Source organism: Anabaena sp. FACHB-595 (genome assembly GCF_048568275.1).
Lineage (GTDB): Bacteria > Cyanobacteriota > Cyanobacteriia > Cyanobacteriales > Nostocaceae > Trichormus.
Genome location: NZ_CP183473.1, coordinates 3,059,791 through 3,073,570, shown reverse-complemented (window position 1 = coordinate 3,073,570; position 13,780 = coordinate 3,059,791). Strand labels below are relative to the sequence as shown.

Here is a 13,780-nt window from a genome sequence, read left to right as displayed (position 1 = left end):
TCCATAAACCTTTTTAAATCAGGACTATAAAGATAAATATTTATTCAGCCCTTATTCACACAGAGTGCTTTAAAACACATTCTGCGTAGCACATTAGTATGTTATAACACGTCGATTTTGCAACTGTGTAGAAAAGCTACTAAGTCTCTTTGCTCACGTTTTAGTAGTAGATTACACCTATACCAACAGTCAGTATTTACCTAGTCAAGATCACTGTGAAAAAGATTCTGATTTTGACAGCTAATCCCACAAACACCAAGTCCGGGAAATTCAGACAGGATTAAAATATTCAAGAAACTGAGATCAGTGGGAAATTATTGCCAAATGGGCGGTGCGCCCTGAAGATTTGCGGCGATCGCTTTTAGAGGATGAACCGCACACTATAGCTTTATAAATGGTCTGTGAGTATCTATTTTAGGCACTCGTATTTTTATTGAGTCTTCACTTAATCTTTAATTTATTGGTAAGTGAATATATGTAATATATAGTAAGTTCTCCATAAGAAGCTCTATATTTTTAACAGTTAAACAATAAATAAATTTTCTGTAAAAAATCCTATAAATCAATTTTATTACCTGAAATTATTGTTTTTTATAGAAAAAATACTATAAGAACTAATGATTTAATTCTTTTCTAGATAGTTTCATATATCTAGGTAAACAGATTTTCTATAAATATTCCAGAAACATAATTGAGAACAAAATAATGATAAAAAATGACTGGAGGCAGGAAAAGAAAAATATTAAATTAGCTGTAATAGCAGTGATACCAACACTGTTGTGTTTGATGTTTTCCCACACTGTTAATGCTGAAGATCCAGGCGAATGTTTTATGATTACTACCTCTGGTAGAACCATTCCCTTGAGAAAGCTGTGTGGTGGTACAAAGACAGTTCAAAACAACGCAGAGAGAGTTTTTCGGGTTCCTATCAAACGGCGATTGGGTAGAACGCCTGTGATTGATGTGACCTTCAATGATAAGAAAACCTTTGAAATGATTGTCGACACAGGTGCGAACAATACCTTAATACCTCTAAAGTTAGCGATCGCTCTCCAACTCCAGCCTACAGGGGTGATGAAGGCTCAAATTGCTGATGGTACACAAGTGGAATTTTCTACTAGTAAGGTGAAATCGATCGCAGCTGGTGGAGCCATAGCTAAAAACATCCAAGTGGCGATCGCACCAAAAGCAGAATTTGGTCTACTAGGGCATGATTTTTTTGGCAACTACGACATCAAGATTTTAGAAACAGAGGTAGAGTTTCATCCTCGGTAATTGTTAGAGACGCGATTAATCGCTCGGTAATTGTTAGAGAGACGCGATTAATCGCGTCTGTACAATTAATTGTGAAAAATAGCGCGGTAAGCTTACCTCTTTATAGTTAAGTTTTGCTTGTTACTGACTTCTAGCGGTAAGAAAATAGTTAATACTTCGCCGTAGTGTGGGCGTTGGCGGACGATTAACTTACCACCGATCGCTTGAAATAAGTGCTTGGTAGCAGCGATATTTAAACTAATTGTGCCTGTTTCTGGTTGGAACATGAGTAATTGTCCCAAAGCTTTACGGATGGGTGGTGTAACTGGTGCGCTGGCTTTATTGCTATCTTTGCAGTGAGTGTGAGGAGACAATTGTAACTTTAATTGATCTCCTGCCGGAATCACTTGTACTTGAATATGGCTCCCGGCTGGTAAACTGCGGGTAAAATTCTCCATCAACCCTGTAAGTACACGATCCAGCATATTAGGATTGCTCACCACAGTGGGTAATTGTTGGGGTAAAACTACATCTAGGGTCAAGTTTCGCCGTTCGGCTGCTTGTTGCCAACGAGGGATACTTTGTTGCAACACTTGATCCAAAGACATTGCTGTTAAATGAGGATTCGCAGATTTCCCGGAAGTAGATGTTTCTAGTTCTGCTGCTTTAAATAGCAACTCCATGCGATCAATTTGCTCAGTACACTCATGATCGATAATTTCTAGACGATTCATCACATTGGCTGGTAAATCACGCCGCTTCAGCAGCAGACGAGTCATAGTACGAATAGTAGTCAACGGTGTACGGACTTCGTGAGCAAAAGCTTGCAATAATTCTACATCAGGTTTGATTGATGGAGGATTAGGTATGGGACATTGGACATTAGGTATGGGACATTGAGGATAGGGAATTTCCTCTACTCTGTTACCTTGCTCCTCTCCTCCCCGGCTTCTTCCTAATCCCCAATCTCTAGTTTCTTCCTCTGGTAATTCTTGGAGTAAAAATTGGCTAAACTGGAGTACTGTCAGGTAATCAGGTGCGATCGCTGGATACTGTTGTACTAAACTATCCAACTCCGTGAACAAATCAGGATTAGTCAGCATTACCCGCGCGCCTAGCGATCGCCAAGCCTGCTGGACTATCTCTGGCTCAAAGGAAAACGAGAAAGCTTTTTTACCGTTTTTATGTGTGGCGAGAACTAAAACTAATCTAAATTTATCTGTAAATATTAAACAAAATTGCTCAGATGCCAAAGGATCGGCAGGTAGTAAAGGTAATACAGGCTCACAAAGGGCAGTTTTTGACTCTGTAGAGGCGATCGCACTTGGCATTTGAAATGGCATCAATGCCAAAGGGTTAAACGGCCTGGCTGTAAAAGTAATCGTCTGTAAGTTTTGAGTGAGGATAGGTTGACTAAAGAGGGGTGCAGGTGCAGCTAAAACTAATCCTTGAAGCGCCTCAGATCCAACAGCAACTAAACTGTTAATGAGCAAATGTTCTGTCGCGGCTAGACTCATGCGCCACTGTCGCTCTGCTTTGGTTGGTGAGCATTCAGCCACAGTTCCCTGACCTTCGGCTAAAACTTCACTCAGACTTGGCAATATCCATTCGTACACAGAACTTCACCCCTTCTTTCAAGAGCGACTAGCAGCTCGGAAAATTCAAAATTTCTTTACTACCTATGAGCGTATAGTTATTTATGCCCTAATAACAGTCGTATAACCGAACAAGATAGGCGCAATTTCCCCTGTAATGGTTTTTAACGTCTACTATCTCAAGTATGAAGTTTTTGTGAATTGGTGGGACAGAATGAATGGAGGTACAGTTTTCAACTTTATCGCTTCAGATAAATAGATTTTTATACAAGTATAAAATAAGTTAAAAATAAAACTATATTAATACTTTTCATCTAAGACTATGTTTAAAAATTTATATGAAATTTGGCATATAAAGACTTCATTTTTAAGAAAATCTGATAGCATCTAACAACTGCCCTATTACAAGTATTGTTAGTTGGTGGTTTTGACTAAAACTAACTAGAAACTTTTAAGAAAAAGTTTGCGGATTTGAGTCCCAATGAGTGATCTAAGTTGTTAGTCTTACCTAATTTTTGCCTGCATCAACCATCTTGTACTGACAAGTTTAATGTTTATTTAGGATTTGCTCCTCCACGCGACACACAGGTAAATCTATCGCTTCAATTATTCCATTTGGAGACAAAAATGAAAAAAGTGTTTTCCCTATTAGTGACCGGCTTTCTATTAGTTGGTAATTTTGGCTGCCAAGAAGCTCCCACAAACACCAGTGGAGCTAATCAAGTACCTGCAAAACAGGCATCTGAAACGACAAAAACCACAGGTAAAATCATCAAATCTACTGTCAAAGAAACCCCAATTTCCGTAATTAATAGCAATACCAAAGATAAAACGGGAACAAATAAAACCGTAGCCACAAAAACTGAAGGAGATATAAAAGCCTTAGTTAGCAATAAATTACAGGTAGGTATCCCAGGTAATAAGCTTGTAGTAGAAAATCAACAAGGTGAAATTACCATCAAAGGTATAGCAAGTTCTCAGCAAGAACTAGAAAAGGCTGAAAAATTGGTCAAAGAAGTAAAAGGCGTTAAGACTGTAAAAGTAGAAGCTAAAGTTGAGCCTAGCAACAGGTCTTAGGTAATTAGGGAACACCAACAAATAAACTATTCCAATTTGACGGTTAGTAGGGTGTGTCAGTATAAATAATTTCTTGGTACAGCTAAGTTTTCTCGCACTGACGCACCCTACATTTTGGTTATTTTTTAATGAAAATGGATCACAAAGCCTTAGTTGAATGCTGACGCTGCGCTCCACATTTTTGTTCAAGTGTGAAATATGACAGTTAGTAAGGGCAGCAGCGCCAAAATAAAACCATGCCAAGATGGGAATTTGGCTTCTGGGGTGTGATTTGGTGGTGCTAATAAGGCTTCTATTCTTTGTTCCAATCGATCGCCTACACTATCACCCAAAGCTGCACAGCAAATTTCTGATTGTGAAAATACAGAACCATTACTAACCACTAATAACAGTGATTCTGCTAGTAACAGGGGATCAACTTGGGATGCGGCGTAACTATCGGCACGAAGTTCGCGCAAAACTAAAAGTTCTTGCCACAAAGCATCTGTATTTGGTAGCCAAGCAGTGCAAGAACGCACCCAACCCAGCCAGAAAAACCAAAAGGTGTCCCGATAATAAAAATGTCCTTGTTCGTGGGCGAGAACGCTTTCTACATGGTTGGGAGACAGCGTTTGTAGTAATCCTTGACTAACTACAAGTTCGGGTTGCCAGAAACCAATTTGTCCAGCAAATAGGGCTGCTGTGTTGAGTAGCCTGACTTGTTTACCTTCAAGATGAACTAAAGGGCAGTGGCGGGCGGATTGTAGTGATCGCCAGCCTTGAATAGCTAGTGTGGCAAACAAACAAGAGAAAATTCCCAGAAAAGTTAAAGCTAGTGCATAGCTGAACCAACCTGTATATAGTCCTCCCATTTTGCCTTGCGGCCCCATAAATAAGAGAGCGATCGCTGTCATCAAAATTAACAACGGTGGAAACAGAAAGAAAAACAATGTTCTTTGCCACCGTGCATCCCAATTGTCTTGGGGGTTAGTCCAAGAACTTCTGAAAATCCACGAAACCACCAAAGCTGTCAAAATCATCAGCAAGTGCATCATTGTTCCTCCCTGGCTTGGCGCGCAGCTTGAATACGTTTGGCGATCGCTTCTATTTGTTCGCTAGCTGCTTCATCAAGGCTATCAGCAAAAGCTGCCACTACATCAGGGTTACCCACTGCTAGAAAGCTATGTAATTGATCGTGGGCTTTAATTACCTGGGCTTGTTGTTTTGATAGTAATGGCCGCCAATAAAATGCCCGCCCTTTTTTATCACAAGCTAACCAACCTTTGTCTGTGAGGCGACGTAACACTGTAGTCACGGAAGTATAAGCTAATTCGCGGTTAGGGTCAGCCAGAATGCGATCGTGGACATCTTTGACGGTAGCTGAACCTACTTCCCAGACAATATTTAAAATTTCTGCTTCCAAAGGGCCTACAGACATTTGTTTAGGACGATAGTCGGGTAAAGGAGCCATATCAGTTGTGCATTGGATTATAGAGTTTGGATATTGGACTAGATGCTGAGATTCCCTTCTTTAATAATTATGTATAGGACTTGTGCATGAAAACGAAAGATCAAGGGTTTGGACAAGGGTATAGGGTACAGATGTATAAATGTTTGAAACCCTTACACCCCTATACCCTTACCCCCTTACACCAGGTCTCAACAGACAACTTGGGTGCGTAAGTCCTAATGTAGTGGGGAAGGTGGGGTTCCCTTTGAGGATAAGGGGTCAAGGGGAATGCTGAATCAGAATTTCTTCTTCTGCCTGCTGACCCTGGCCTTTTTTCAGATTACAGTCATTTGATAGAGATTGCACAATAGCAAATACTCTTGCCTAACTATAAAAAATAAGCTCAATTCAGCTGTCATGATGGGTAATGACACCCATTAGAATGTAATCTCGACAGTAGTATTTAGAGCAGGTGTATCCCCCGCGTGAAGCTATTTGTATACCATACTCCGGAATTAACCCCCAAAGATCAGGTTCCCGACTGCGCGATCGCGGTCGATGTCTTACGAGCTACCAGCACAATTGCCACAGTCCTTTCTGCTGGTGGCGAAGCTGTGCAAGTCTTCAGCGATTTGGATGAACTCATTGCAGTTAGTGAAGCATGGCCTCCACAAAAACGGCTACGAGCCGGAGAGCGTGGTGGTGGGAAAGTCACTGGTTTTGAACTGGGTAACTCTCCCCTTGACTGCACACCAGAACTGGTGGAGGGACGACGCTTGTTTATTAGTACTACTAATGGTACTCGTGCTTTAAAACGAGTACAAGACTCTGCCACTGTTCTCACAGCCGCCTTTATTAACCGGGCAGCAGTAGTACAATATCTTCTAGAAAAACAACCAGAAATAGTCTGGATTGTCGGCTCAGGCTGGGAAGGTAGTTATTCTTTAGAAGATACCGCTTGTGCTGGGGCGATCGCCCATAGTGTTGTGGAAAAATCCCAGCTACCCCCTGAGGAATTAGCTGGTAATGACGAAGTGATTAGTGCGATCGCTCTTTACTCACAATGGCAAAACAATTTATTAGGATTATTCCATCATGCTAGTCACGGCAAACGTTTGTTACGCCTTGAATGTTATGAAGACCTAAAATATTGTTCCCAAACCGATGTTTTAACTGTCTTGCCCATTCAGCAAGAAGCAGGTGTATTTAAAACTAAAAACTAAATATGCAAAATCCGTAACTAAAGAAATTTTCTGTTTTTTTAGATTTAGCATTTTTTAGGATTGTCACAGGATCAACGAAACAACCAAGGTTTGAGTCAGGGGTGTAACTTGGAATACTTACACCCCTGACAATTTTTATGGCGTGGCCCGTTGCCTATTCTCTGTTCCCTTTACTCTGCTTGAATACTTTCCTGACGGGCTGTTGTTAGGTTTTGTGCCACCGACCACTGAATCCTCACAACTAACAAAAACTCTATCCCTCTGTGGGTAGAGTTTTTTATTAACAATTTTTGGCAATTGTCTCAAAAGCTCCATTTAGTCATACCGAAAAACAAATAGTAGTTATTTGTTTTTTGAATTACGTTGTGACTTTCTTAACATTACCTAAAATTAATGTTAAAAATTACTCGCTAAAATGTGAAGTCTGTTAACCTTTCAGGGGAGCCAGTAACAGAATTTCTTTAGCCTTATTTTAGATGGGTACAAATGTATAAAATTGGCTAATCACGCCTAAAGTCCCTGTTAGCCACTGGAAAAATTCGTCACAAGTAAGATGAATCGCATCCCGTAGATCACTAAACTGGCATACTAACGAATCCGGCAAAATAATTGTGTAATTGGAGATTGATATGACTTTAGCAAGTCCTCCACAGATAAAGCCTTTAACAGACGAAGAACTGCATAAAATCAACGCCTACTGGCGTGCAGCCAACTATTTGTCAGTTGGACAAATTTATCTACTTGATAATCCCTTACTAAGAGAACCACTCAACAAAGAACACGTTAAACCCCGTCTCTTAGGACACTGGGGAACTACGCCAGGACTGAACTTTATTTATGTCCATCTCAATCGGATTATCAAGAAATACGACCAGAGTATGGTTTATATCGCCGGCCCTGGTCACGGCGGGCCTGGACTGGTAGCGAATACTTATCTAGAAGGGACATACAGCGAGTATTACCCCAACATCTCCCAAGATGCTGGCGGGATGCAGAAACTTTTCAAACAGTTCTCCTTCCCTGGTGGTATTCCCAGCCACGTAGCACCGGAAACCCCTGGTTCAATTCATGAGGGTGGTGAACTGGGTTATGCTCTTGTTCATGCCTTTGGTGCGGCTTTTGATAATCCTGATTTAATTGTGGCGGCTGTTGTTGGTGATGGGGAAGCGGAAACAGGCGCATTAGCTACTAGTTGGCATTCCAACAAGTTCCTCAACCCGGCTAGTGATGGCGCAGTACTGCCAATTCTCCACCTCAATGGGTATAAAATTGCTAACCCCACAGTCCTAGCACGGTTAAGCTACGAAGAGTTAGAAAGCTTATTTGTCGGCTATGGATACAAACCTTATTTTGTCGAAGGTTCTGATCCCGCCCTTGTGCATCAACAGATGGCAGCTATTTTAGATACAGTGATTGCGGAAATTCACAGTATCCAAAGAGAAGCCCGTGTACATGGATTTAGCAAGCGTCCCCAGTGGCCGATGATTATCCTCAGGACTCCCAAAGGATGGACAGGGCCAAAAGAAGTAGATGGCAAGAAAACAGAAGATTACTGGCGATCGCACCAAGTACCCTTTGGCAATGTTACAGGTAATCCAGAACACCTGAAATTACTAGAAGAATGGCTCAAGAGTTACAAACCAGAAGAACTCTTTGATGCTAACGGCAAACTCATACCAGAATTAGCAGAATTAGCACCAAAAGGCGATCGGCGTATGGGAGATAATCCCCACGCTAACGGCGGTATCCTGTTGCGTGACCTGGTGATGCCAGATTTTCAAAACTACGCCATTGAAGTTCCCCAACCAGGTAGAGTCATGGCGGAAGCCACCCAAGTCACAGGCAAATTCCTGCGGGATGTGATGAAGCTCAACCTAGACAGCCGTAACTTCCGTGTCTTCGGCCCTGATGAAACAGCATCAAATCGCATCAACGCCGTCTTAGATGTCACCGATAGAACTTGGGTTGCTCAAAAGCTACCAGAAGATGACCACCTTGATCCCAGTGGTCGGGTGATGGAAATCCTCAGTGAAACCTGCTGTCAAGGATGGTTAGAAGGATATCTGCTGACAGGTCGTCATGGATTCTTCTCCTGTTACGAAGCCTTTATCCATATCATTGACTCCATGTTCAACCAGCACGCCAAATGGTTGAAAACCACCCGCCACATTTCATGGCGCAGACCTGTGGCTTCCCTCAACTACCTACTGACCTCCCACGTTTGGCGACAAGACCATAACGGATTCTCTCACCAAGACCCCGGATTTATCGATCATGTAGTTAACAAAAAATCTGAGATCATTCGGGTATATCTTCCCCCCGATGCCAACACCTTATTATCGGTGACAGACCACTGTTTAAGAAGCCGTAACTATGTCAACGTCATAGTTGCAGGTAAACAGCCAGCATTACAATTCCTAGACATGGATGCAGCAGTTAAACACTGCACCAAAGGCATTGGTATTTGGGAATGGGCTAGCAACGACCAAGGTAGTGAACCAGATGTAGTCATGGCTTGCGCCGGAGATGTTCCCACCCTAGAAACTTTGGCAGCTGTAGACATTTTGCGCCAACACTTCCCGGATTTAAAAGTACGGGTAGTCAATGTTGTCGATTTGATGACACTACAACCCAAAACAGAACATCCCCACGGTCTAAATCCCAAAGACTTCGAGACTATTTTCACTACCGACAAACCCATTATTTTCGCCTTTCATGGCTACCCTTGGCTAATCCATCGCCTAACCTATCGCCAACCCAACCACAACAACCTCCATGTGCGCGGTTACAAGGAAGAAGGAACCACCACCACTCCCTTTGATATGGTTGTGCTGAACGACCTCGATCGCTTCCATCTAGTCATGGACGTAATTGATCGCGTACCAAAACTGGGCTACAAAGCAGCCTACGTCAAGCAACAACTACAAGACAAGCTCATCGAACACAAACACTACATTTCCCAACACGGCGAAGATATGCCAGACATTAGTGACTGGCAATGGCCGTATTAGGGACTAGGGAGGATCTCAGATCCCCGACTTCTTGAAGAAGTCGGGGATCTCGCAACCAAAACCTTAAAATATGCCAAGTAATTGGGCTTAAAGCGTCTGGGGCTGTCACGATCAGCTCAGTCAGACTAAAATTCACCTGGCTATTTGCAGTGTTGAAGCTAGGGTAAACGCCCAGATTAATTTGACAAAAATGTAGGAGGTTAGTTTTGGCGAAATTAAAAGTTGGCATCAATGGATTCGGTCGTATCGGGCGACTTGTGCTTCGTGCTGGCATTAACAACCCCAACATTGAGTTTGTCGGGATTAACGACCTCGTACCACCCGATAACCTAGCTTACTTATTAAAGTACGACTCTACCCACGGTAGGTTAAGAAGCCAGGTTGAAACCAAAGATGATGGTATTGTTATCGATGGACATTTTATTCCCTGTGTATCAGTCAGAAACCCAGCAGAATTACCTTGGGGAAAATTAGGTGCTGATTACGTCGTAGAATCGACTGGATTATTTACTGATTCTGAGGGCGCATCTAAGCATCTACAAGCAGGGGCGAGGCGCGTCATAATTTCCGCACCTACCAAAGACCCGGATAGAGTGCGGACGCTGTTGGTTGGGGTGAACCATGATTTATTTGACCCCAGCAAAGATTTAATTGTCTCCAATGCTAGCTGTACCACTAACTGCCTAGCACCCATTGCTAAGGTAATCAACGACAACTTTGGTTTAACCGAAGGGTTAATGACCACAGTTCATGCCATGACTGCTACCCAACCCACGGTAGACGGCCCCAGCAAAAAAGACTGGCGCGGTGGTAGAGGTGCAGCCCAAAATATTATTCCCTCTTCCACAGGTGCAGCCAAAGCAGTGGCGTTGGTTTTACCAGAGTTGAAAGGTAAGTTAACTGGTATGGCTTTCCGCGTTCCTACCCCAGATGTTTCCGTTGTAGATTTAACATTCAAAACTGCCAAAGCCACCAGCTACAAAGAAATTTGTGCAGCGATGAAGCAAGCATCTGAAGGTTCACTAGCTGGTATTCTTGGTTACACCGACGAAGAAGTAGTTTCCACAGATTTTCAGGGTGATACTCATTCCAGCATCTTCGACGCAGGCGCGGGGATCGAGCTAAACTCCAACTTCTTCAAGGTAGTAGCTTGGTATGACAACGAGTGGGGCTACTCTAATCGTGTAGTTGACCTGATGTTGTCAATGGTACAAAAAGAACAACTGGCTGCTGTTTAACAGTTATCAGTTATTCGGTGAGCAGTTAGTCTGACTTTTCACTGTATCTGGAAAACCCCTCTCCAAACCTCTCCCCTGCAAGGAGAGAGGCTTTGATTGCTCCCCCTTCCCTGGTAGGGAAGGGGGCTGGGGGGTTAGGTTTGGCGTTAACTTTTCCACATGACGCGAAAAGTTAGAACAGTTAGTCAGTCGTAACTGTTCACTGTTCACTATCCCCTATCCCCAATATCTATGCGTCGAACTAAAATTATCTGTACTGTAGGCCCGGCTACATCTGCACCAGAACGTTTAGAAGCGTTGGTAGAAGCTGGGATGAATGTAGCACGGCTGAATTTTTCTCATGGAGCTTATGACTTCCATGCCCAAACTGCTCAGTATTTGCGGCAAATCAGTGCTGACAGACAAAAGCCTGTGGCGATTATGCAAGACCTATGCGGGCCGAAGATTCGCTTGGGAACTTTACCACCAGAAGGGTTAATGGTAGAGGCTGGTCAGGAAGTGACTTTTGTCTTGCAAGAAAAGGGTAGTAGTCTTGATGAATTGCCTTTACCTTTGCCGACCTTGTTCGCAATGGTACGACCTGGGGAACCAATCTTAATTAATGATGGTCGTGTCAAGTTGATTGTGACAGATCGCGATGCCGATCGCATTCGGGCTATTGCCAAAATCGGGGGTCTTCTTTCTACCCGTAAGGGTGTTAACCTGCCAGCGACTCGTTTACCTGTCAGTTCCATCACCGAAAAGGACTTGCAGGATTTGCGTTTTGGCATCGATTTGAGTGTAGATTGGGTGGCGGTGTCTTTTGTGCGATCGCCTTATGACCTCGAACCAGCGCAACGGATGATTGAAGCGGCGGGGAAAACTATTCGGGTAATCGCCAAAATTGAACGTCCAGAAGCCGTTGAGCAAATTGATTCTATCATCGACGTTGCTGATGCGATTATGATTGCTCGTGGTGACTTGGGTGTGGAAATGCCTATCCATGAAGTCCCATTGATTCAAAAGGACATCATTCGCCGTTGCAACCAAGCTGGTAAGCCCGTGATTACAGCAACGCAAATGCTAGAGTCGATGATTAGCGCTCCCGATCCCACCCGTGCGGAGGCTACAGACGTTGCTAACTCTATTCTCGATGGTACAGATGCCGTCATGCTCTCTGGGGAAACGGCTGTAGGACAATATCCCGTCGCCGCCGTCCAGGTTATGCACGATATCGCCGTGACTACAGAAAAGTCTTTGCAAGAGGGTAGTAAACATTGCTTATCCCATGAAGCAGGTGGTCTGAGTGTCACCGAATCTGTAGCTGAAGCGGTCTGTCGTATCGCCTACGAAACAGGCGCAAAAGCGATTCTTTGCAACACCACATCAGGGAGTACAGCAAAGCTCGTGTCGAAATATCGTCCGACTACACCCATTTTTGCGTTGACCCCCGACGAAACCGCCTACCATCAGTTAGCACTTTCTTGGGGTGTGGAACCTTTATTAACCCCACCAGTCCACAATGCGGAAGAAATGTTTATGAATCTCATCAACACCGCCGTGAGAACGGGTTTGGTGCATGACGGTGACAAGGTAGTTATTACTTCTGGAGTGCCAATTGGTAAATCAGGCACAACTAGTTTAATTAAAGTGCATTCTATTGGACAACCAATCACCGCCTAATATTCCTAGAATAAGTCTGAGGCTTTTGCTTCTTAGCCAAATTGGGCAATGGTTAAGAAAAGTTGCCAAAATCAGAATTGTAAGGAATCAAAAAGGGTGTGAAGAAGAGGGGATAGGGTAAATCCTAAACAAAATGGGCTTACGCAGGTGTTATGGATTTTTTATTAGTCCAAAGCAATAACTAACGGTGGTCAGATTCCCGACTACTTCAAGAAGTCGGGGATCTAGCAACCAAGCAAGTAAGTCTTAACAAACTAAAATCATGGAGTATTTTATGACTAAAAATCTACTAGAACAATTGCGAGAAATGACTGTAGTAGTTGCTGATACAGGTGATATTCAAGCAATTGAAAAGTTTACACCCCGCGACGCGACCACCAATCCCTCTCTGATTACGGCAGCCGCTAAAATGCCAGAATATCAGGAAATTGTTGATCAAACCTTACTCCAAGCTAAAAAAGACGCAGGCGCAGGGGCTAGCAAAGGTCAAATTGTCTCCCTCGCTTTCGACCGTCTGGCGGTATCCTTTGGATTAAAGATTTTACAAATTATCCCTGGTCGCGTTTCTACAGAAGTAGATGCCCGCTTGTCTTACGATACTGAAGCTACTATCACCAAAGCACGGGAATTAATCGCTCAATATAAAGCGGCTGGTATTGGCCCAGAACGGGTTTTGATTAAAATTGCCTCTACTTGGGAAGGTATCAAGGCTGCGGAAATTCTGGAAAAAGAGGGTATTCATTGTAACTTGACATTGTTGTTTGGATTGCATCAGGCGATCGCTTGTGCCGAAGCCGGTATCACCTTAATTTCTCCCTTCGTTGGTCGGATTCTCGACTGGTACAAAAAAGAAACCGGACGTGATAGCTACCCTTCTGCGGAAGACCCAGGTGTATTATCAGTTACTACAATTTACAACTACTACAAGAAGTTTGGCTATAAGACCGAAGTTATGGGAGCTAGTTTCCGTAACATTGGTGAAATTACTGAACTAGCAGGTAGCGATTTACTAACGATTTCCCCTGGTTTATTAGGTGAACTACAAGCCACCATTGGTGAACTACCCCGTAAACTCGACCCAGCTAAAGCAGCAACTTTGGATATAGACAAGATTTCCATCGATAAAGCTACATTTGACAAAATGCACGCTGCCGATCGCATGGCTTATGACAAACTAGATGAAGGTATCAAAGGTTTTACCAAAGCACTAGAAGAGTTAGAAACACTACTAGCAGAAAGACTAGCTCGTCTAGAAGTAGTAGCAAGTCACTAGTACTTGGTAGCTTAGTGG

The 13,780-nt window shown here is 43.2% G+C and carries 10 protein-coding genes; 7 read left to right on the top strand and 3 right to left on the bottom strand.

What is annotated here, in order from left to right:
* Positions 1-705 precede the first annotated feature (705 nt).
* Positions 706-1,275, top strand: a complete 570-nt coding sequence (locus tag ACN222_RS12855) for a retropepsin-like aspartic protease family protein (protein WP_010996729.1) — start codon at positions 706-708, stop codon at positions 1,273-1,275.
* A gap of 92 nt (positions 1,276-1,367) precedes the next feature.
* Here the strand turns inward: ACN222_RS12855 and ACN222_RS12850 are convergent, their stop codons facing one another.
* Positions 1,368-2,870: a sensor histidine kinase gene (locus ACN222_RS12850; protein WP_010996728.1), complete on the bottom strand. Its 1,503-nt coding sequence runs from the start codon at positions 2,868-2,870 to the stop codon at positions 1,368-1,370.
* A gap of 606 nt (positions 2,871-3,476) precedes the next feature.
* Between ACN222_RS12850 and ACN222_RS12845 the strand changes: the two genes are divergently transcribed.
* On the top strand, positions 3,477-3,926 hold the full coding sequence (locus ACN222_RS12845; RefSeq protein ID WP_010996727.1) for a BON domain-containing protein: 450 nt from the start codon (positions 3,477-3,479) through the stop codon (positions 3,924-3,926).
* Positions 3,927-4,111: 185 nt separating this feature from the next.
* Here the strand turns inward: ACN222_RS12845 and ACN222_RS12840 are convergent, their stop codons facing one another.
* Both ACN222_RS12840 and ACN222_RS12835 read right to left on the bottom strand, forming a co-directional pair.
* Positions 4,112-4,957 carry a M56 family metallopeptidase gene (locus tag ACN222_RS12840; RefSeq protein ID WP_044521418.1) on the bottom strand — a complete coding sequence of 282 codons (846 nt, stop codon included), beginning with the start codon at positions 4,955-4,957 and terminating at the stop codon, positions 4,112-4,114.
* Entirely contained in the window at positions 4,957-5,376 is a 420-nt protein-coding gene (locus ACN222_RS12835; RefSeq protein ID WP_010996725.1) for a BlaI/MecI/CopY family transcriptional regulator, read from the bottom strand. Before ACN222_RS12835 ends, ACN222_RS12840 begins: the two co-directional genes overlap by 1 nt.
* Before the next feature lie 464 nt (positions 5,377-5,840).
* Here ACN222_RS12835 and ACN222_RS12830 point away from each other — a divergent pair, with 464 nt between their 5' ends.
* From ACN222_RS12830 to ACN222_RS12810, 5 genes are all read left to right on the top strand, one after another.
* Positions 5,841-6,578 carry a 2-phosphosulfolactate phosphatase family protein gene (locus tag ACN222_RS12830; RefSeq protein WP_010996724.1) on the top strand — a complete coding sequence of 246 codons (738 nt, stop codon included), beginning with the start codon at positions 5,841-5,843 and terminating at the stop codon, positions 6,576-6,578.
* A 629-nt stretch (positions 6,579-7,207) separates the two neighbouring features.
* On the top strand, positions 7,208-9,589 hold the full coding sequence (locus tag ACN222_RS12825) for a phosphoketolase (protein ID WP_010996723.1): 2,382 nt from the start codon (positions 7,208-7,210) through the stop codon (positions 9,587-9,589).
* A 206-nt stretch (positions 9,590-9,795) separates the two neighbouring features.
* Positions 9,796-10,827 (top strand): type I glyceraldehyde-3-phosphate dehydrogenase, encoded by a 1,032-nt coding sequence (gap, locus tag ACN222_RS12820; RefSeq protein WP_010996722.1) that lies wholly within the window; start codon positions 9,796-9,798, stop codon positions 10,825-10,827.
* Positions 10,828-11,058: 231 nt separating this feature from the next.
* Positions 11,059-12,489, top strand: a complete 1,431-nt coding sequence (gene pyk, locus ACN222_RS12815) for a pyruvate kinase (RefSeq protein WP_010996720.1) — start codon at positions 11,059-11,061, stop codon at positions 12,487-12,489.
* A gap of 274 nt (positions 12,490-12,763) precedes the next feature.
* Positions 12,764-13,762, top strand: coding sequence for a transaldolase (locus ACN222_RS12810; protein WP_010996719.1), 999 nt, complete (start codon positions 12,764-12,766; stop codon positions 13,760-13,762).
* The last annotated feature ends 18 nt before the right edge of the window (positions 13,763-13,780 follow it).

What these genes read in the sequence shown, in the direction of transcription:
- ACN222_RS12855 (WP_010996729.1), top strand. Translation starts at nt 706, where the DNA reads ATGATAAAAAATGACTGGAGGCAGGAAAAGAAAAATATTAAATTAGCT.
- ACN222_RS12845 (WP_010996727.1), top strand. Translation starts at nt 3,477, where the DNA reads ATGAAAAAAGTGTTTTCCCTATTAGTGACCGGCTTTCTATTAGTTGGT.
- ACN222_RS12840 (WP_044521418.1), bottom strand. Translation starts at nt 4,957, where the DNA reads ATGCACTTGCTGATGATTTTGACAGCTTTGGTGGTTTCGTGGATTTTC.
- ACN222_RS12835 (WP_010996725.1), bottom strand. Translation starts at nt 5,376, where the DNA reads ATGGCTCCTTTACCCGACTATCGTCCTAAACAAATGTCTGTAGGCCCT.
- ACN222_RS12825 (WP_010996723.1), top strand. Translation starts at nt 7,208, where the DNA reads ATGACTTTAGCAAGTCCTCCACAGATAAAGCCTTTAACAGACGAAGAA.
- pyk (WP_010996720.1), top strand. Translation starts at nt 11,059, where the DNA reads ATGCGTCGAACTAAAATTATCTGTACTGTAGGCCCGGCTACATCTGCA.
- ACN222_RS12810 (WP_010996719.1), top strand. Translation starts at nt 12,764, where the DNA reads ATGACTAAAAATCTACTAGAACAATTGCGAGAAATGACTGTAGTAGTT.